The organism is Geodermatophilus sp. SYSU D00696, from assembly GCF_054050235.1.
In genome coordinates this window covers 48,382-67,336 of record NZ_JBJGYY010000013.1, presented here as the reverse complement: position 1 = coordinate 67,336, position 18,955 = coordinate 48,382, and the positions used below count along the sequence as shown (strand labels likewise).

The following is an 18,955-nucleotide window of genomic DNA, read 5'->3' as shown; positions in this document are numbered from 1 at the left end:
CGCATATCGTCCCCGGGCGAGCGTGGCGACCGGCCCCTGGTGCCGGGATGCCCGTCTGCGATGACGCAGTGCGGCGAGGACGCCGCAGCAACCCGAAGGGAAGTACATGAGCATGCGCTCGAGAGGCCGGCGCTCCACGGCGCTGGCCGGCGGCCTGGGTGTGGCGCTGGTGCTCGCCGGCTGCGGTGCCAGCGAGACCAGCGGGGGCGGCGGGGACGGCGAGGCCGCGGCCTCCGACCTGAGCATCGACTGCGCCCCCTACGAGGAGTTCGGCGACCTGGAGGGCGAGACGGTCAGCGTCTACACCTCGATCGTCGACCCCGAGGACCAGCCGCACATCGACTCCTACGTCCCCTTCGAGGAGTGCACCGGCGTCGACGTCCAGTACGAGGGGTCCCGCGAGTTCGAGGCCCAGCTCGTCGTGCGCGTCCAGAGCGGCAACGCCCCGGACATCGCGTTCGTCCCGCAGCCGGGTCTGCTGGCCAACCTCGTGGCCGCCGGTGCGGTCGTGCCGGCGCCGAGCCAGGTCGAGGCCAACGTCGACGAGTACTGGGACGAGAGCTGGAAGAACTACGGCAGCGTCGACGGCGAGTTCTACGCCGCCCCGCTGGGCGCCAACGCCAAGTCCTTCGTCTGGTACTCGCCGTCGGCCTTCGCCGACGCCGGCTACGAGGTCCCGCAGACCTGGGACGAGATGATCGCCCTGTCCGACCAGATCGCCGAGTCCGGCGCCAAGCCGTGGTGCGCGGGCATCGGGTCCGGTGACGCCACCGGCTGGCCGGCCACCGACTGGCTCGAGGACGTCGTCCTGCGCACCGCCGGCCCCGACGTCTACGACCAGTGGGTCAACCACGAGATCCCGTTCAACGACCCGCAGATCGCCGAGGCGCTCGACACCGTCGGCGGCATCCTGAAGAACGCCGACTACGTCAACGGCGGTCTGGGCGAGGTGCAGTCGATCGCGACGACCGAGTTCACCGACGCGGGCCTGCCCATCCTCGACGGCAGCTGCTTCATGCACCGCCAGGCGTCCTTCTACCAGGCCAACTGGCCGGAGGGCACCGACATCTCCGAGGAGGGCGACATCTTCGCCTTCCCGCTGCCGCCCATCGAGGGTGACACCGCCCCGGTCCTCGGCGGTGGCGAGTTCACCGCGGCGTTCAACGACGAGCCGGCCACCCAGGCGTTCCAGACCTACCTCTCCTCCCCGGAGTGGGCCAACATCAAGGCCCAGGTCTCCGGCCCGGGCTGGGTCAGCGCCAACACCGGTCTCGACGTCGAGAACCTGACCTCGCCGATCGACCAGCTCGCGGCCGAGCAGTTCCAGGACCCGAACGCGACCTTCCGGTTCGACGGGTCGGACCTGATGCCGGGTGAGGTCGGCGCCGGTGCCCTGTGGACCGAGCTGACCAACTGGATCGCGACCGACAAGCCGACCCAGCAGGTCCTCACCGACGTCGAGAACGCCTGGCCGACGTCCTGACCACCACGGTCCCGGTCGGCCTCCCCGGCTGACCGGGACCGCCCGTCCCACCACCCCCGGAGGCCGGGGGGACCGCCGCGCCCACAGCGCCGCGCCGGTCCCCCCGGCGTTCCGTTGCCGAGGAGAGGTCGTCTGCGGTGCAGTGGTTCCTGGACGCGACCACCACGGGGCACAAGATCGCCCTGATGGTGTTCGCCATCCTCCTGTTCGCGGCCGTGATGGGAGTGATCCTGTTCGCGGTCGACCGGCCCAAGCGGGTGCCCAACTGGGTGGTGGCGGCCGGCTTCGTCGGACCGACGCTGCTGCTGCTGGCGGTCGGTCTCGTCTACCCGGCCCTCGAGACCGTCCGTGGGTCGTTCTACAACCGGGACGGCTCGGAGTTCGTCGGGCTGGACAACTACGCGACGGTGTTCACCGAGGACAACTTCCAGACCGTCCTGCTCAACACGCTGCTGTGGGTGGTCCTGGTCCCGCTGGTGACCACCGGTCTCGGCCTGGTCTACGCCTACCTCGTCGACCGCACCCGGTTCGAGTCGCTGGCCAAGGCGCTGGTGTTCCTCCCCATGGCGATCTCCATGGTCGGTGCCGGCGTCATCTGGAAGTTCGTCTACGAGTACCGCCCCGACCAGCCCGGGGTGAACCAGATCGGCCTGCTCAACCAGATCCTGGTGCTGTTCGGGCTGGAGCCCCAGCAGTTCCTGCTCAACGCCCCGGCCAACACGGTGTACCTGATCGTGGTCATGATCTGGATCCAGGCGGGCTTCGCCATGACCGTGCTGTCGGCGGCCATCAAGGCCATCCCCGACGACATCGTCGAGGCCGCCCGGCTCGACGGCGTCAGCGGGATCCAGATGTTCCGCTACGTCACCGTGCCCAGCATCCGCCCGGCCCTGGTCGTCGTGCTGACGACGGTGGCGATCGTGACGCTGAAGGTCTTCGACATCGTGCGGACGATGACCGGCGGCAACTTCAACACCAGCGTCGTGGCCAACGAGTTCTACGCCCAGTCCTTCCGGCAGTTCAACTTCGGGCTCGGCGCGGCACTGGCGGTCCTGCTGTTCGTGCTGGTCATCCCGATCATCGCCTACAACGTCCGTCAGCTGCGCCTCGCGGAGGAGATCCGATGACCACGACCACCCCGGTCATGGCGCCCGTCCCCCCGGACGAGCGCCGGCTCACCCGCACCGAGCGCCGCGCGGTGGCCGCCAAGAACCGGCTCAGCTCCCCCGCCGCATCGATCATCGCGCTGGTCATCGCGGTGCTGTGGACCATCCCGACGCTCGGCCTGCTCATCACCTCCTTCCGGCCGGAGCTCGACATCCGCCGGTCGGGCTGGTGGACGTTCTTCACCGACCCGCAGTTCACCCTCGACAACTACAACGAGGTCCTCTACGGCGGGACGAACTTCGCCACGCTGTTCCTCAACTCGCTCGTCATCACCCTGCCGGCGGTGATCATCCCGATCAGCCTGGCGCTGCTGGCGGCCTACGCGTTCGCCTGGATCAAGTTCCCGGGCCGCAACATCCTGTTCATCGCGGTCTTCGCGCTGCAGGTGGTCCCCATCCAGGTCACGCTCATCCCGCTGCTCAGCCTGTACGTCGACACCGGCCTCAACGGGTCCTTCTGGACCATCTGGCTGTCGCACTCGATCTTCGCGCTGCCGCTGGCGATCTTCCTGCTGCACAACTTCATGAAGGAGATCCCGGCCTCGCTGGTGGAGGCCGCCCGCATGGACGGCGCCGGCCACGTGAAGATCTTCTTCCAGGTGCTGCTGCCGCTGCTCACCCCGGCGATCGCCGCGTTCGGCGTCTTCCAGTTCCTGTGGGTGTGGAACGACCTGCTGGTGGCGCTGACCTTCGCCGGCGGGGCCCCCGACGTCGTCCCGCTGACCGTGCGGGTGGCGGAGCTGGCCGGCACCCGGGGGTCGGACTGGTACCTGCTGGCCGCCGGTGCCTTCGTGTCCATCGTGCTGCCGCTGCTGGTGTTCCTGAGCCTGCAGCGCTACTTCGTCCGGGGCCTGCTCGCCGGCAGCGTCAAGGGCTGAGGCCCCACCGCTCGGACGCGTCCGGCCCCCTGAGCCCTCCCCGGAGGGCTCAGGGGGCCGGTTCCGTTCTCGGGACCCGCGCGCCCGGGGGACGGGCGTGCCGCCAGACCTCGACCGCGCTGGCGAGCAGCAGCACGACCACCGCGGGCGCCAGGACCGCCGTCGGCACGACGCCGAGCAGCAGTCCACCGGCCACCGCTCCGGCCACCGAGCCGGCCGCCATCGCCGCGACGAACCGGCCGTCGTCCCGCAGCACGGCGAACGCCTGGGACCGGCTGTACCGGGCGAACCCGACCAGCATCGTCGGCAGCGACACCAGCAGCGACAGGCTGCCGGCGACCTTGACGTCGACGGCGAACAGCACCGTGATGACCGGCACCAGCAGCTCGCCGCCGGCCACGCCCATCAGCGCGGCGACCACGCCGATGCCGAACCCGGCGACGACACCGGCGCCGGCCTGGGCGGCGGCCGGCAGGTGCGGGTGCGGCAGCCGGCCCAGGTGGTGGGCGGCGAACACCGCTGCGATGGCGACGAGCAGGAGCGCCAGGACCCGGTACAGGGTGGCGGCGCGCATCCGCGTGGCCCAGGCCGCTCCCGTCCACGCCCCCGGCAGGCTGCCCGCCAGCAGGCTCGCGGCGACGATCCCGTGCGCGGCCAGCTGGTCGACCGGGACCGCGCCCAGCCGGCTCGGGATGGCCGCGACGACCACCGTCAGGCTCAGCGCCTTGTTGACGATGACGCCCGGCAGGGCCGCGAACGCGAACAGGCCCAGCAACAGCGGCAGCCGGAACTCGGCGCCACCCAGCCCCACCAGGCCACCGAGCAGCCCGACGGCCGCACCGGCGACCGCTGCCAGCCACGGCGAACGCCGCTGGTGCGTCACGGGGAGCCGACGCAGCGGTCCCCGCCCCGCCGGGTGGCGGGACGGGGACCGGTCGTCAGGGCGGCGAGGGCCGCGTACGCCCTCAGGCGGTCGCGTGCTGCGTCTGCCGGCTGGCCGACGACGGCTCCGCCGAGCCGCGGCTGTCGAGGTCGCGCAGGTGCGACTCGAGGTAGGAGCGGAACCGCGTGCGGTACTCGCGCTCGAAGGTGCGCAGCTCCTCGATCTTGCGCTCGAGGTTGGCGCGCTTCTCCTCCAGGCCGCCCATGACCTCGCGGTGCCGCCGCTCGGCGTCCTGGTCGAGGGCAGCGGCCTTGGCCCGGGCCTCGCGCTCCATCGTGTCGGCGCGGGTGCGGGCGTCGTTGACCATGGAGTCGGCGCGCAGCTTGGCCTCGTTGACCATCTGCTCGCTCTTGGCGCGGGCGTCGGTCAGCAGCCGGTCGCTGGTCGCCTTGGCGCTGGAGACCATCTGGTCGGCCTGCGCCTTGGCCTCGTTCACGTAGCGGTCGGCGGTCTCCGAGGCCAGCGCCAGCATCCGCGAGGCGCGGGTGGTGTCGTCCTCGCGGGCGACCGGCTGCGGCGGCGGCGCCGGCGCGGGCGGCGGCTCCGGGGCGGCCTGCTGGGCGGGGACCCGGCCGGTGCTCGAGCCGGAGCGCAGCTCGTTGTTCTCCTCGATCAGCCGAGCGAGCTCGGCCTCCACCACGTCGAGGAACGCGTCGACCTCGTCCTCGTCGTAGCCACGCTTCCCGATCGGCGGCTTCTTGAAGACGACGTTGTGCACGTCGGCTGGCGTGAGTGGCAAGGGGCTCACCTCGGGTCGGACGGCGGGGACGGGGTCGGGTCGATCACGCGCGGACCGCGTGAGCGGTGGTCACGCGGTGAGGGCGAGACCAGACGTGATGCTCCGCAGGATGTACACGGCGATCAATAAGACCATGAACGCGAGGTCGAGACGGATCGACCCCAGGTTCAGCGGCGGGATCACCTTGCGGATGGCCTTCAGCGGGGGGTCGGTGGTCGCGTAGACGACCTCGAGGCCCGCGGCCACGAAGCCCGACGGGCGCCAGCTGCGCGCCAGGACCATCACCCAGTCCACGACGAAACGCGCGAACAGCAGGATGAGGAAGACGAGCAGGACCGACGACACGATCTGCCAGAAGAGAGCCACTGTCCTCGCTCGTCCCGGGGCACCCGCGGGTGCCGTGTTCGCCTGCGCTCCAGCGCCCCGGCCGACGACCTCAGGACTGGGCGAAGAACCCGCCTTCGCGGATCCGGGCCTTGTCCTCGGCCGTCACGTCGACGTCCCTCGGGCTGAGCAGGAACACCTTGGCCGTGACGGGCTCGATGCTACCGCGCAGGCCGAAGATCAGTCCTGCTGCGAAGTCCACGAGCCTCCGCGCGTCGGCGTGGTCGAGCTCGGTGAGGTTCATGATGACCGGGCTGCCCTCGCGGAAGGCCTCCCCGATGGCCCGCGCCTCGTTGTAGGTCTTGGGGCTCATCGTGGTGATCCGGTAGGGCTGCTTCGCGGGAGCGGGAGCGGGCTCCGCCGCGGCGACCGGCTCGCGGGCGGCCAGGCCGGCGGCGGCCGCCGGGGCGGAGCCGCCGACGGCGCCTCCGCCGACCGTGCCACCGCTCGCGCCGCCGCCCGGGCCGCCGACGGCGCCCAGCCGCGGTCCGGCGGCACCGGACGGGCCCGGCACCCGGGACTCGGCGGAGGCCGACACCGGACCCGAGGAGGCCACCGGCGTGGCCAGCCCCAGCCGGGTGGCGCCGCGGCGCGGCAGGGCCGGCTCGGCCTCGCCCGCGGGCTCGTGGCCGCGCGGTTCGGCACCGCGCGACTCGTGGCCCCGCGGCTCGGCCGCACGCGGCTCGGCGCGCTCGTCGAAGCGCTCGTCGTCGTAACGGCGGTCGTAGCGGTCGTCGTAGGCGGGGTCGCCGGTCAGGGAGTCGTAGCCGCCGTAGCCGGCCTCCCCGCGCCCGTCGGAGGAGTAGCGGTCGGCGGAGCGCTCGTCGTAGCGGCCCTCGTACCGGCCGGCCCGGCGGTCGTCGTAGCGCCCCTCGTCGTAGCGGTCGTCGTAGCGGCCGTCGTCGTACCGGTCGGGGTGGTCGGCCGGGCGGGCGTCGTAGCGCCCGTAGGCGCGCGCGTCGTCGTCCTCGACGAGTCCGAGGTAGATGCCCATCTTCCGCATGGCCCCGGCCATCAGACCTCCTCCGGGGACCCGGGTGGGACCCCTGTGACTCGTGTGACTCGGGGCGAGGTTAGGGGCCGGGAGCCGAAGAGCGCGGTTCCGACACGCACGATCGTGGCGCCGGCTGCGACGGCCTCCTCGAGGTCGCCGCTCATGCCGGCCGACAGCTCGGTGGCGGCGGGGTGGTCGGCGCGCAGGCGCTCGGCGAGGGCGGCCAGCCGGGCGAAGGCCGGGCCCGGCGGCTCGTCCCGCGGGGCGACGGCCATCAGCCCGCGCAGCCGCAGGCCCGGGAGGGCGGCGACCTCCTCGGCCAGCCGGGGGACGTCGTCGGGCGCGGCGCCGCCGCGCTCGGCCAGCTCCCCCGCCGCGCCGCCCAGGTCGACCTGCACGAAGACGTCGACGGCGCGGCCACGATCCTCCCCCGCGCGGGCCAGGGCGCGGGCCAGGGGCGCCCGGTCGAGGGAGTGGACGACGGCGCCGGTGCGGGCCACCGCCGCCGCCTTGTTGCGCTGCAGCTGGCCGACGAAGTGCCACTCGAGCGGCAGGTCGGCGAGCGCGGCGACCTTGGCGGTGAGCTCCTGGGCGCGGTTCTCGCCGAACGCCGTCTGGCCCAGCGCGGCCAGGGCGCGGACGTCGTCGGCCGGCACGGTCTTGCTGATCGCGAGCAGGGTCACCGACCCCGGGTCGCGGCCGGCGGCCCGGGCCGCCGCGGCGATGCGGTCGCGGACGGCCCGCAGGCGGTCGGCCGGGGAGGTCATGCGCCGATCGTCCCCGATGGCGGCCGCGCACTTCCGTGGATGCGCACGCAGGGGGCGAGTCGGCTCACCCGAGCCAGGTCACGCCGGCCTGGCGGCCGGTGACGCCGTCGCGGCGGTGGCTGTAGAGCCGCCGGTCCTCGACGGTGCAGCGCGGGTCGTGGACCACCTGCGCCAGGCCCGCCCGGGTCATCAGCTCGGCCAGCCCGGCCCGCAGGTCCAGGCCGGGCGTGCCCTTCCGGGTGCGCACGGCGGCCGCCGGGGCGACGCGGGCCACCTCGGCCTGCATCGCGCGCGGCACCTCGTAGCAGGAGCCGCAGACCGCCGGGCCGAGGAGCGCGGTGGTGTCGGCGGGGCGGCTGCCCAGCCGGGCCATGGCGGCCAGCGTCGCGGGGACCACGCCCTGCCGCACGCCCTCGCGGCCGGCGTGGACGGCGGCGACCACGCCGGCGACGGGGTCGGCGAGCAGCACGGGCACGCAGTCGGCGACGAGCACGCACAGCACCAGGCCGGGGGTGCGGGTGACCAGGGCGTCGGTGGCCGGCAGCGGTGCCTCGGCCGGGCCCTCGACGACGGCGACGCCGGTGCCGTGCACCTGGTCCATCCAGACCAGCCGGTCACCGGCCACCCCGAGCTCGCGGGCGAGGCGCTCGCGGTTGGCGGCGACGTCGGCGGGGTCGTCGCCGACGTGGGCCCCCAGGTCGAACGTGTCGTAGGGCGGACGCGAGCGGCCGCCCCTCCGGTCGGTGACCACCCGTCGGGGGCGCACCACCGGAGAGGCGGCCGACCTGCTGGAACGGCCCTCCTGCAGAGGCCCGCGGCGAGCCTGCGAGCCGTGGGGGGCAGGGGGGTCCTCCATCACTGGCGGAGGAACTCCGGGATGTCGAGCTCCTCCTCGAAGTCCTCGTTGCCGAGGGGGCGGCGTCCGGCGGCACCGGCGGCACCGTTGGTCACCGGCGGCAGCGGCGGGACGGTGATCCCCCCGCCGGGCGGCGTCGGGCGGGCCGCCGGGGCGGGCGCGACCGGAGCGGGCGGCACGGCGCCCACCAGCCGCTCCCCCGTCGCCCGCGGCAGGCCCGCGGACGGCGCCGGGGCCACCGGCGGCGAGGGCAGGCGGCCCGGGGCGGTCGTGGGCCCGGCGGCCGGCACGGCGGCGACCGCGGCGTCCTTGCGCGACGACGGGCGGCCGCCGTCGAAGCCCGCGGCGATGACGGTCACGCGCACCTCGTCGCCGAGGGCGTCGTCGATGACCGCACCGAAGATGATGTTGGCGTCGGCGTGGGCCGCGTCGGACACCAGCGAGGCGGCCTCGTTGATCTCGAACAGGCCCAGGTCCGACCCGCCGGAGATCGACAGCAGCACGCCGTGGGCGCCCTCCATCGAGGCCTCCAGCAGCGGGCTGGCGATCGCCTGCTCGGCGGCGAGCAGCGCGCGGTTGTCGCCGCGGGCGCTGCCGATGCCCATGAGCGCGGAGCCCGCACCGGACATGACCGACTTGACGTCGGCGAAGTCGAGGTTGATCAGGCCCGGGGTGGTGATCAGGTCGGTGATGCCCTGGACACCGGAGAGCAGCACCTGGTCGGCGGTGCGGAAGGCGTCCATCACGCTGACGTTGCGGTCACCGAGCTGCAGCAGCCGGTCGTTGGGGATCACGATGAGCGTGTCGCACTCGTTGCGCAGCTCCTCGATGCCCGACTCGGCCTGCACGGCACGCCGCTTGCCCTCGAAGGAGAACGGGCGGGTGACCACGCCGATGGTCAGCGCGCCGAGCTTGCGGGCGATCGAGGCCACGACCGGCGCGCCGCCGGTACCGGTGCCACCGCCCTCACCGGCGGTCACGAAGACCATGTCGGCGCCCTTGAGCACCTCCTCGATCTCCTCGCGGTGGTCCTCGGCTGCCTGTCGGCCGACGTCGGGCTGGGCGCCGGCGCCGAGGCCGCGGGTGAGCTCCCGGCCGACGTCGAGCTTGACGTCGGCGTCGCTCATCAACAGCGCCTGGGCGTCGGTGTTGATGGCGATGAACTCCACCCCCTTCAGACCGACCTCGATCATCCGGTTGACCGCGTTCACACCGCCGCCGCCGATGCCGACGACCTTGATGACCGCGAGGTAGTTGTGCGGAGGTGTCATGTGGGGCTCCCGACCTCGACCCTCATCCTCAAGTACAGACTTAGTGTTATGTCAACTGGGTCGACGCGACGAAGTTAGGTGGGCTCCATCCGGCGCTACAAGCACCCTCCTCGGACCGGCGTGTCGCGATACTCGGATCCCACGGATCTCCGGCGACCCAGTGGTCACATCTGCACCACTTTCGGTGACGACCCGCGGCGCCGATCCCTCAGGTGGGCGTCGAGACCAGCGGCGAGCGACACACGCGGACTGATCCGGGCCGGACGTCGTGTCGGGCGTGTCGCGGAGGCGGGCGTGTCGGCGGCGCGCCGGTCGATCAGCGGTCCGCACCCGGGCACGCACGCAGCGCGAAGGTGAGGTGCTGGAACGGCCCTCCTGCAGGGCCCCGCCCCGAGCGGAGCGAGGGGTGGGGGGCAGGAGGGCCCTTGATCACCGGAGGACGACGGCGTCCGGCGCGCTGACGTCGATGGTCGTGGCCGGCTCGAGTGCGTCGGCGGCGATCTGGTCCAGCAGCGCCACCAGCGTGGCGGCCCGCCGGTCGTCGTCGGCGCCGTCGCCCGCACCGCCCCACACGACGGTGGTGCCGTCGGTGAGCGTGAGCGTGACGTCCTCGCCGGAACCGGCCGCCGCGGCGGCGACCCGGGCGCGCACCTCGGCCGGCAGCGAGACGAGCGCGTCGAGCGCGGCCCGGGTGGCGGCGTCGTCGGGGCCGGGAGCGGCGACGTCGAGGGGCACCACGCCGGCCGGGGCCTCGCCGGTGACCGTGTCGAAGAGCACCCCGGAGGCGTCGACCAGCGACCGCGTGCCGGCCTGCTCCACGACGGCGACCGGCCGCCGCTCGGCCACGGTCACGACGACGCTGCCCGGCCAGCCGCGGGCGACCTGGACCGAGGCGACCTGCGGCAGGCGGGCGACCCGGGCCTCGGCGGCGTCCACGTCGACCCGCAGCAGCGGCGTCCCCTCGGCCACGCCGGCGGCGGTGCGGACCTGCTCGGCGGTCAGCGTGGTGGCCCCGTCGACGCGGACGTCGCGCACCGCCAGCAGCGGGCTGGCCCACACCGCCCACCAGGCGCCCGCCAGCACGAGCAGCGCCACGGCGCCGCCGACCAGGCGCCGCCGGCGCCGGTCGCGGGGGGTCTCCCGCCGGCGCCGGCGGGCGGGCCGGGCGACCTCGACCGGCGTGCCGCGCTCGCGGTCGGCCGTGGTCAGGCCCGCGCGGCTCACCGGACGGCGTCCCCACCGGGCTCGGCGCCGCCCGGGCCGGACAACGCGGCGAGCACCTCCGGGCCGACCATCGAGACGTTGCCGGCGCCCATCGTGATGACCAGGTCGCCGGGCCGGGCCCGCGCCGCCAAGGCCGGGGCGGCCGCCGACCACGAGGGCTCGAAGTGCACCCGCTCGGGCGGCAGCGGGACGGCGTCGGCGACCATCGCGCCGGTGACACCGGGCACGGGGTCCTCGCGGGCGCCGTAGACGTCCATGACCACGACCTCGTCGGCCAGCCCGAGCGCCTCGCCGAACGCCGTCGCGAACTCGCGGGTGCGGCTGTAGAGGTGCGGCTGGAACGCCACGACCACCCGGCCCTCCCCCGCCACCGCCCGGGCGGCGCGCAGCTGCGCGGTGACCTCGGTCGGGTGGTGGGCGTAGTCGTCGTAGACCCGCACCCCGGCGGCGACGCCCTTGAGCTCGAAGCGGCGGTGCACCCCGCCGAAGCGCTCCAGCCCGGCGATCAGCCCCTCGGCGGGCAGGCCCAGCTCCAGGCCGGCCAGCAGGGCGGCGGCGCTGTTGCGGGCCATGTGATCGCCGGGGACCCGGATGCGCACGCGGCCGAGCACGGCGCCGTCGAGGACCGCGGTCCAGGCGGTGGTGTCCGGGCCGACGTCGAGGTCGACCAGGCGCAGGTCGGCGTCCTCGGCGGTCCCGTAGGTGCGCATGCGGGCCGGGGTGGGGACGCCGCGCAGCCGGGCCGAGCCGGGGTCGTCGGCGCACACGACGACGAAGCCGCCGGGCGCCACGGTGGCGAGGAACCGGTCGAACGCGGCCTCGACCGCGGCCAGGTCGCCGTAGTTGTCCAGGTGGTCGGCCTCGACGTTGGTGACGACCGCCCCGTACGGCGCGAGGAGCAGGAACGAGCGGTCGCTCTCGTCGGCCTCGGCGACGAACACGTCGCCCGCGCCGGCGTGCGCGTTGCTGCCCGACTCGTTGAGCGTGCCGCCGATGGCGAAGGAGGCGTCCACCCCGCAGGCCTGCACGGCCACGGTGAGCATCGAGGTGGTCGAGGTCTTGCCGTGCGTGCCGGCGACGGCGACGCTGCGCCGCCCGGCCATCACCGCGGCGAGCGCGACGGCGCGGGGCAGCACGGTCAGCCCGCGGGCCCGGGCGGCGGCCAGCTCGGGGTTGTCCTCGCGGATGGCCGAGGAGACGACGACCGAGTCGGCATCCCCGAGGTGGGCGGCGTCGTGGCCGGTCTCCACCCGCGCACCCAGGGCCCGCAGCGCCATCACCGTCGGGCTGTCCCTGCGGTCGCTGCCGGAGACCGGCACCCCGCGGGCGAGCAGGATCCGCGCGATGCCGCTCATCCCGGCGCCGCCGATGCCGACGAAGTGCACCGCGCCGAGCTGCTCGAGCGTGGGGACGGGCCCGGTCCAGGCCGCGGTCGCGTCAGCGGTCACCGGCCGCCACCTCCAGCACGATGTCGGCCAGCCGGTCGTCGGCGTCGGGCACCCCGGCCGCGGCGGCGTGGGCGGCGTACCCGGCGAGCGCGGCGGGGTCGGTGAGCAGCGGCACCAGGGTCGCCTCGATCCAGGCGGGTGAGAGGTCGGCGTCGTCGACGAGCAGGCCGCCGCCGGCCTCGACCACGGGCAGGGCGTTGCGGCGCTGCTCGCCGTTGCCGATGGGCAGCGGCACGAACGCCGCCGGCAGCCCGACCGCCGACAGCTCGGCGACGGTGACCGCGCCCGAGCGGCACAGCGCGAGGTCGGCGGCGGCGTAGGCGAGGTCCATCCGCTCGAGGTAGTCGACGACGACGTAGGGCGCCGACCCGGCCGGGCGCGGCGGCACCGTGACGTCGGTGTTCTTCGGGCCGCGGGCGTGCAGCACCTGGACCCCGGCGGCGGTGAGCGCGTCGGCCGCGGCGACCGCGGCCCGGTTGAGCGAGGCCGCGCCCTGCGACCCGCCGAAGACCAGCAGCGTCGGGCGGTCGGCGTCGAGGCCGAACTCGGCGCGGGCGGCGGGCCGGGTGGCGGCGCGGTCGAGCGTGGTGATGGCCGAGCGCAGCGGCATGCCGACGTGCTCGCCGCGGTGCAGCGGGGTGCCCGGCACGGTGACCGCGACCCGGGCGGCGACCCGGGCGCCGATCCGGTTGGCCAGGCCCGGCAGCGCGTTCTGCTCGTGCACGACGACCGGCACGCCGGCGCGCTTCGCGGCCAGGTAGGCCGGCAGGGCCACGTACCCGCCGAACCCGACGACGACGTCGGCGGCGAGCTCGCCGAGCAGCGCGCGGGTGTCGGCGACCGCGCGGCGGACCCGGCCGGGCACGCGCAGCAGGTCCGGCGTGGGCTTGCGCGGCAGCGGCACCGGCGGGATGAGCCGCAGGTCGTAGCCGCGGGCGGGCACCAGCCGGGTCTCCATGCCGCGGGCGGTGCCCAGGCAGGTGATCCGCAGGGCGGGGTCGCGCCGCCGCAGCGCGTCGGCGAGGGCGAGCATCGGCTCGATGTGGCCGCCGGAGCCGCCGCCGGCCAGGACGACGCTGCCGGGGCCGGCGCCGCCCGGGCGACCGGTCGGGCCGGTCACCGGGACCGTCCCGGGCGGTCGTCGGCGGGCCGGGCGGGCACGCGGTCGCGGTCCGGGCGCCGGGCCGCCGGCGGGGGCACCCGGCGCTCGGCCCGGCGGTCGGCACCGCGGTCGGTGACGGGCCGCCGGACGGGGTGGGCCTCCACCGGCCGGCGGGCCGCCGGGCGGCCGGCGGCCGGCTCGGGCCGGGACCGCCGCGGGCGGACCGGGTCGACGGCGAGCACCGGCACCGGCAGCAGCCAGCGGGCCAGCCGGCCGCGGTCGCGGCTGCGGGCGTACTCGATGGCGTCGGGCTCGGATCGGGCGAAGCGGATGAGGATCCCCACGATGAAGAGGGTGAGCACGAGCGAGGTGCCACCGGCGGAGACCAGCGGCAGGGTGACCCCGGTGACCGGGAGGACGCCCACCACGTAGCCCATGTTCATGGCCGCCTGGCCGACCAGCCAGACGGTGATCGCCACGCTGGCCAGCGACACGAAGCGGTCGGTGGTGCGGCGGGCGATGCGGAAGCCGGCGTAGGCCAGCACGGCGTAGAGGGTGACCACGACCAGGCAGCCGAGGAAGCCGAGCTCCTCGCCGATGATCGCGAAGATGTAGTCCGACTCGGCCTCGGGCAGCAGGTTCCACTTCATGGCGCTGTTGCCCAGGCCCACGCCCCACAGTCCGCCGTTGGCCAGCGCGTAGAAGCCGCGGATGGCCTGGAAGCCGGAGTCGGTGGGGTCGTCGAAGGGGTGCAGGAACGAGGTGACCCGCTCCATGCGGTACGGCGAGGTGCTGACCATGAGCCAGGCCAGCGTGGCGGCGCTGGCGATGCCGATCCCCCACAGCCGCCCCGGCAGGCCGCCGGCCCACAGCAGCCCGGCGACGACCAGCAGCAGGCTGACCACCGCGCCGAAGTCCGGCTCGAGCATGAGCAGGCCGGCCATGAGCACGAAGACCGGGAGCAGCGGCACCAGCAGGGTCCGGACCGTCAGGTGGCGGCCGCGCAGGGCCAGCACGTGCGCGCCCCACAGCGCGACGACGAGCTTGGACAGCTCCGAGGGCTGGAAGTCGGTGAACCCGAGGCTGATCCAGGCCCGCGAGCCGTTGTACTCGACCCCGATCCCGGGGACGAGCACGGCGACCAGCAGCACGACGACCACGACCAGCGCGACCGGCGACCAGCGGCGGACCAGGCCCGCGGGCAGCCGCACCGCGATGCCCAGCGCGACCAGGCCGAGCGCCGCGAACACGAGCTGGTCGACGCCGGGGCGCCAGGCCGGCTGGTCGTCGAGGGCCGCCTCGATCGCGGAGGCGGAGAACACCATGACCAGCCCGATGGCCAGCAGCAGACCGGCCGCGCCGATGACCAGGTGGCAGCTGGTCATCGGCCCGTCGAGCCAGGCCGGGCCGCGCAGCCGGCGCCGGGGAGGCGCCGCCGGGGAGGTCCGGCGGGCCGTGCGGCGGGCGCGGGTGGACTCGCTGCGGCCGTCCATCCGGACATCGTCGCCGAGTCGCGCGTGCGGTCCCGGCAGGGACGCCGCGTGTCGCGACGGGCGGGCGGCCGGCCGCCGGGTGCGTGAGGGCGCGCTCACAGCCCGGTCAGGGCGAGCCAGTCGGCGTAGAACAGGCCCAGCCCGAAGGCCACGGCCATCCCGGTCACCAGCCAGAACCGCACGATGACGGTGTTCTCCGCCCACCCGGCGAGCTCGAAGTGGTGGTGCAGCGGGGCCATGCGGAACACCCGCCGGCGGGTGGCGCGGAAGAAGGCCACCTGGATCACCACCGACAGCGTCACCGCCACGAACAGGCCGCCGAGGACGATGAGCAGCAGCTCGGTGCGGGTGACGATGGCGATGCCGGACATCAGCCCGCCGAGGGCCAGCGAGCCGGTGTCGCCCATGAAGATCCGCGCCGGGCTGGTGTTCCACCACAGGAAGCCCAGGCACGCGCCCAGCGCGGCGGCCGCCACCAGCGTGACGTCGAGCGGGTCGCGCACCTGGTAGCAGCCGTCGACCGCGGCCGTGGCGCAGTCGTGGGTGAACTGCCAGAAGCTCATCACCACGTAGGCGCCGAACACCATCGCCGAGCAGCCGGCGGCCAGCCCGTCGAGGCCGTCGGTGAGGTTGACGGCGTTGGAGAACCCGGCGATGAACAGGTAGGCCAGCACGACGAAGCCGATGGCGCTGACGAACAGCGGCTCGATGTCGCGGACGTAGGAGACGAACTCCGAGGCCGGCGTCACCCCGGCCTCGTCGGGGAAGTTGAGCGCCAGGATGGCGAAGGTCAGCCCGACGACCAGCTGCCCGACCAGCTTCGCCGTCTTGTTCAGGCCCAGGCTGCGGCGGTACCGGATCTTGAGGTAGTCGTCGAGGAACCCGACGGTGCCCAGCCCCACCATGAGGAACAGCAGCAGCAGGCCGGTGGCGGTGACGCCGCGGCCGGGCTGGCCGATGAGGAAGAGGTGGGCGATGAGGTAGCCCGCGACGGTGGCCCCGACGATGACGGTGCCGCCCATGGTGGGCGTGCCCTTCTTCGACAGGTGCGACTCGGGGCCGTCGTCGCGGATCTCCTGACCGAAGCCGCGGCGCCGGAAGGCCCGGACGGCCAGCGGCGTGGCGAGGATGGAGATGAACAGCCCGAACGCCGCGGCGATGAGGACGGACTTCACGCGCCTGCCCCGGCGGTGAGCAGGCCCTCGGCCAGGACCTCCAGCCCGTTCGACCGGCTGGCCTTCACCAGCACGACGTCACCGGGCACGAGTACCTCCGAGAGCAGGTCGAGTGCGGCCGCCCGGTCGGGCACGGAGACCACGTTCGTCCCGGAGCCCTCCCCGTGGCGGGCACCGGCGGCCGTGGCACCCGCCACCATCCCTACCGCATCGGGTCCGACGGCGACGAGCAGGTCGACCCCCGCGGCGACCGCGTCGTGGCCCAGGCGCTCGTGCTCGGCCGTGGCGTCCGGGCCCAGCTCGGCCATCCCGCCGAGGACGGCGACCCGCCGGGTGGCCGGGAGCCCGGCGAGGGCGGCCAGCGCCGCGCGCATCGACTCGGGGTTGGCGTTGTAGGCGTCGTTGACCACGGTCACGCCGTCGTCCCGGCGGGTGACCTCCATCCGCCACCGGCTGCGCGGCTGCGCGTCGGACAGGGCGGCGGCGACGGCGGCCGGGGTCATCCCGGCAGCGAGCGCGGGGGCGGCCGCCGACAGCGCGTTGGCGACCTGGTGCTCGCCGACGACCTGCAGCGCCACCGGGTGCTGCTCGCCGCCGGCGACGAGGGTGAAGCGGGCGCGGGCGGCGTCGTCGAGGGTGACACCGGTGGCGCGGACGTCGGCGTCCGCGGACCGCCCGGTGGTGACCACCCGGGCGCGGGTGCGCGGCGCCATCCCGAGCACGCGGGCGTCGTCGGCGTTGAGGACGGCGGTGCCGGTGGCCGGCAGCGCCTCGACCAGCTCGCCCTTGGCCACGGCGATCGCGTCGGCCGAGCCGAACTCGCCGAGGTGGGCCGAGCCGACGTTGAGCACGACGCCGACGTCGGGGCGGGCCACCGCGCACAGGCGGGCGATGTGGCCCACGCCGCGGGCGCCCATCTCGAGCACCAGGAAGCGGGTGGTCGCGTCGGCCGACAGCACGGTGAGCGGCAGGCCGATGTCGTTGTTGTAGGAGCCGGGCGGGCTGACGGTGGGCCCGGCCGCGGCGAGCACCTGGCCGAGCAGGTCCTTGGTGGAGGTCTTGCCCGAGGACCCGGTGATGCCGACGGTCAGCAGGCCGGCAGCGGCGAGCCGGGTGTGCACCAGTGCGGCGAGCCGGCCGAGCGCGGCCACGGTGTCGTCGACGACCAGGGCCGGCAGCGGGCCGCCGGGACGGGTGGTCAGCGCCGCGACGGCGCCGGCGGCCGCGGCGGCGTCGAGGAAGTCGTGCCCGTCGACGCGCTCTCCGGCGACCGCGACGAACAGGTCACCGGCCGAGACGGCGCGGGAGTCCAGCGTGACGCCGGTGACCGCGACGTCCCCGGCGCCGGGCGGCACGGACGCGCCGACGGCCTGCGCGACCTCGGCGAGGGAGAGGGTGATCACCGGGGGGCCGCCCCGGCGGGGGCCGACGCCTGCGGGTGCAGGGCGGCGATCGCCTCGCGCAGCACGGCCCGGTCGTCGAAGGGCGTCACGGTGCCCGCGACCTCCTGTCCCGGCTCGTGCCCCTTGCCGGCCACCAGCACCGTGTCGCCGGGGCGGGCCAGCGCGACGGCGCGGGCGATGGCCGCCCGGCGGTCGCCGACCTCCTCGACGGCGGCGCGGCGGTCGGCCGGCACCCCGGCCAGCACCGCGGCGCGGATGGCGGCCGGGTCCTCCGAGCGCGGGTTGTCGTCGGTGACGACGACGAGGTCGCTGCCCAGCGCCGCCGCCGCGCCCATCGCCGGGCGCTTGCCCTGGTCGCGGTCGCCGCCACAGCCGATCACGGTGACCAGCCTGCCCCGCGTCGAGGCCCGCAGCGCGGCGAGCGCGGTGGTCACGGCGTCGGGGGTGTGCGCGTAGTCGACGACGGCGGTGAACGGCTGGCCGGCGTCGACGGGCTCCATGCGGCCGGGGACGACGGTGGCGGCGATGCCCTCGAGTGCCTGCGCCACTGGCACGCCGATGGCGTCGAGCAGCGCGACCGCGAGGACGGCGTTGGTGACGTTGAACCGGCCGGGCAGCCGCACGCCGGCGGGCCAGCTGCCGCCGGGGCCGGTCACGGTGAAGGCGGAACCGCCGTCGGGGGCGGGCGCGACGTCGGTGGCGGTCCAGTGCGCGGCCGCGCCGTCGGCGGAGACGGTGACCGCGCGCTCGCCGAGCATCCCGGCCAGGCGGCGGCCGTGGTCGTCGTCGACGACGACCACCTCGGTGGCCGCGCGGCCGTCGAAGAGCAGCGCCTTGGCCTGGAAGTAGTCCTCGAGGTCGCGGTGGAAGTCGAGGTGGTCCTGGCTGAGGTTGGTGAACCCGGCGGCGGCGAAGGGCACCCCGCCGACCCGGCCCTGCACCAGCGCGTGGCTGGAGACCTCCATGACGACGGCGTCGACGCCGGACTCGGCCATGGTGGCCAGCAGCGCGTGCAGCACCGGGGCCTCGGGCGTGGTGCGGACGCTGGGGAAGGTGGTCTCGGCGCCGTCGCGGCCGCGGGTGCGCGACTGCACGGTGCCGATCAGCCCGGTGCCGCGGCCCGCGGCGGCCAGGCCCGCCTCGACCAGGTAGCTCGTCGTCGTCTTGCCGTTGGTGCCGGTGATGCCGATGACCGGCAGCCGGCGGGCGGGCTCGCCGTAGACGCGGGCGGCGACCGCGCCGAGCCGGCCGCGGGGGTCCTCGACCACGCACACCGGCAGGCCGGTGGCAGCCGCCTGCTCGCGGCCGGCGGGGTCGGTGAGGACGGCGACCGCGCCCCGCGCCGCGGCGTCGGCGGCGTAGCGCGCACCGTGGGTGCGCGCCCCGGGGAGGGCGGCGTACAGGTCGCCGGGGAGCACCTCGGTCGAGGCGAGGGTGACGCCGCGGACCGGGGTGGCGGGGTCGCCCTGCACGGGGTCGCCGACGAGGTCGGCGAGGGCGCTGAGGGCGAGCGGGCGGGTCCCCGCGGGCCGGGGCGCCGACCCGGGTCCGGTCGGGCTCACGTCGGGCCAATCTACCGGCGCCCCGTTCCTCCCCCGCGCACCCGCGGCCCCTCGGCGGTGTCCCGGG

The 18,955-nt window shown here is 75.2% G+C and carries 17 protein-coding genes; 3 read left to right on the top strand and 14 right to left on the bottom strand.

Going from position 1 to position 18,955, the window contains the following annotated elements; translation table 11 throughout:
- Positions 1-112: 112 nt before the first annotated feature.
- The 3 genes from ACI79O_RS10455 to ACI79O_RS10445 all read left to right on the top strand — a co-directional run bounded on the left by ACI79O_RS10455 (position 113) and on the right by ACI79O_RS10445 (position 3,527).
- On the top strand, positions 113-1,483 hold the full coding sequence (locus ACI79O_RS10455; RefSeq protein ID WP_456914077.1) for an ABC transporter substrate-binding protein: 1,371 nt from the start codon (positions 113-115) through the stop codon (positions 1,481-1,483).
- Positions 1,484-1,620: 137 nt separating this feature from the next.
- Complete coding sequence (locus tag ACI79O_RS10450; RefSeq protein WP_456878057.1) at positions 1,621-2,610, top strand: carbohydrate ABC transporter permease; 990 nt, start codon at positions 1,621-1,623, stop codon at positions 2,608-2,610.
- Positions 2,607-3,527, top strand: coding sequence for a carbohydrate ABC transporter permease (locus ACI79O_RS10445; RefSeq protein WP_456878058.1), 921 nt, complete (start codon positions 2,607-2,609; stop codon positions 3,525-3,527). The genes ACI79O_RS10450 and ACI79O_RS10445 overlap by 4 nt, the downstream gene beginning before the upstream one ends.
- A gap of 49 nt (positions 3,528-3,576) precedes the next feature.
- Here the strand turns inward: ACI79O_RS10445 and ACI79O_RS10440 are convergent, their stop codons facing one another.
- The 14 genes from ACI79O_RS10440 to ACI79O_RS10375 all read right to left on the bottom strand — a co-directional run bounded on the left by ACI79O_RS10440 (position 3,577) and on the right by ACI79O_RS10375 (position 18,888).
- Complete coding sequence (locus ACI79O_RS10440) at positions 3,577-4,410, bottom strand: sulfite exporter TauE/SafE family protein (RefSeq protein ID WP_456914076.1); 834 nt, start codon at positions 4,408-4,410, stop codon at positions 3,577-3,579.
- A gap of 82 nt (positions 4,411-4,492) precedes the next feature.
- Entirely contained in the window at positions 4,493-5,218 is a 726-nt protein-coding gene (locus ACI79O_RS10435) for a DivIVA domain-containing protein (RefSeq protein WP_456914075.1), read from the bottom strand.
- Positions 5,219-5,278: 60 nt separating this feature from the next.
- A complete protein-coding gene (locus ACI79O_RS10430; protein ID WP_456878061.1) occupies positions 5,279-5,575 on the bottom strand; it encodes a YggT family protein in 297 nt (98 codons plus the stop codon).
- Between the two features lie 70 nt (positions 5,576-5,645).
- Positions 5,646-6,608: a cell division protein SepF gene (locus ACI79O_RS10425; protein WP_456914074.1), complete on the bottom strand. Its 963-nt coding sequence runs from the start codon at positions 6,606-6,608 to the stop codon at positions 5,646-5,648.
- Positions 6,608-7,354, bottom strand: a complete 747-nt coding sequence (locus ACI79O_RS10420) for a YggS family pyridoxal phosphate-dependent enzyme (RefSeq protein WP_456914073.1) — start codon at positions 7,352-7,354, stop codon at positions 6,608-6,610. Before ACI79O_RS10420 ends, ACI79O_RS10425 begins: the two co-directional genes overlap by 1 nt.
- A gap of 64 nt (positions 7,355-7,418) precedes the next feature.
- Positions 7,419-8,123, bottom strand: a complete 705-nt coding sequence (gene pgeF, locus ACI79O_RS10415; protein WP_456876063.1) for a peptidoglycan editing factor PgeF — start codon at positions 8,121-8,123, stop codon at positions 7,419-7,421.
- 86 nt (positions 8,124-8,209) lie between these two features.
- Positions 8,210-9,481: a cell division protein FtsZ gene (gene ftsZ / locus ACI79O_RS10410; protein WP_456876064.1), complete on the bottom strand. Its 1,272-nt coding sequence runs from the start codon at positions 9,479-9,481 to the stop codon at positions 8,210-8,212.
- 429 nt (positions 9,482-9,910) lie between these two features.
- Entirely contained in the window at positions 9,911-10,705 is a 795-nt protein-coding gene (locus tag ACI79O_RS10405; RefSeq protein WP_456890937.1) for a cell division protein FtsQ/DivIB, read from the bottom strand.
- Positions 10,702-12,153 carry a UDP-N-acetylmuramate--L-alanine ligase gene (gene murC / locus ACI79O_RS10400; RefSeq protein ID WP_456890935.1) on the bottom strand — a complete coding sequence of 484 codons (1,452 nt, stop codon included), beginning with the start codon at positions 12,151-12,153 and terminating at the stop codon, positions 10,702-10,704. The genes ACI79O_RS10405 and murC overlap by 4 nt, the downstream gene beginning before the upstream one ends.
- A complete protein-coding gene (gene murG / locus ACI79O_RS10395) occupies positions 12,143-13,273 on the bottom strand; it encodes an undecaprenyldiphospho-muramoylpentapeptide beta-N-acetylglucosaminyltransferase (RefSeq protein ID WP_456914072.1) in 1,131 nt (376 codons plus the stop codon). Before murG ends, murC begins: the two co-directional genes overlap by 11 nt.
- Positions 13,270-14,748, bottom strand: coding sequence for a putative lipid II flippase FtsW (gene ftsW, locus ACI79O_RS10390; RefSeq protein ID WP_456914071.1), 1,479 nt, complete (start codon positions 14,746-14,748; stop codon positions 13,270-13,272). The genes murG and ftsW overlap by 4 nt, the downstream gene beginning before the upstream one ends.
- 95 nt (positions 14,749-14,843) lie before the next feature.
- Complete coding sequence (gene mraY / locus ACI79O_RS10385; protein WP_456876070.1) at positions 14,844-15,923, bottom strand: phospho-N-acetylmuramoyl-pentapeptide-transferase; 1,080 nt, start codon at positions 15,921-15,923, stop codon at positions 14,844-14,846.
- Positions 15,920-17,326 (bottom strand): UDP-N-acetylmuramoyl-tripeptide--D-alanyl-D-alanine ligase, encoded by a 1,407-nt coding sequence (locus tag ACI79O_RS10380; RefSeq protein ID WP_456914070.1) that lies wholly within the window; start codon positions 17,324-17,326, stop codon positions 15,920-15,922. Before ACI79O_RS10380 ends, mraY begins: the two co-directional genes overlap by 4 nt.
- Positions 17,323-18,888: a UDP-N-acetylmuramoyl-L-alanyl-D-glutamate--2,6-diaminopimelate ligase gene (locus ACI79O_RS10375; protein ID WP_456914069.1), complete on the bottom strand. Its 1,566-nt coding sequence runs from the start codon at positions 18,886-18,888 to the stop codon at positions 17,323-17,325. Before ACI79O_RS10375 ends, ACI79O_RS10380 begins: the two co-directional genes overlap by 4 nt.
- Positions 18,889-18,955: the final 67 nt, after the last annotated feature.

Coding starts and splice junctions, on each gene's coding strand:
- ACI79O_RS10455 (WP_456914077.1), top strand. CDS start 113: ATGCGCTCGAGAGGCCGGCGCTCCACGGCGCTGGCCGGCGGCCTGGGT.
- ACI79O_RS10445 (WP_456878058.1), top strand. CDS start 2,607: ATGACCACGACCACCCCGGTCATGGCGCCCGTCCCCCCGGACGAGCGC.
- ACI79O_RS10425 (WP_456914074.1), bottom strand. CDS start 6,608: ATGGCCGGGGCCATGCGGAAGATGGGCATCTACCTCGGACTCGTCGAG.
- ACI79O_RS10420 (WP_456914073.1), bottom strand. CDS start 7,354: ATGACCTCCCCGGCCGACCGCCTGCGGGCCGTCCGCGACCGCATCGCC.
- ftsZ (WP_456876064.1), bottom strand. CDS start 9,481: ATGACACCTCCGCACAACTACCTCGCGGTCATCAAGGTCGTCGGCATC.
- ftsW (WP_456914071.1), bottom strand. CDS start 14,748: ATGGACGGCCGCAGCGAGTCCACCCGCGCCCGCCGCACGGCCCGCCGG.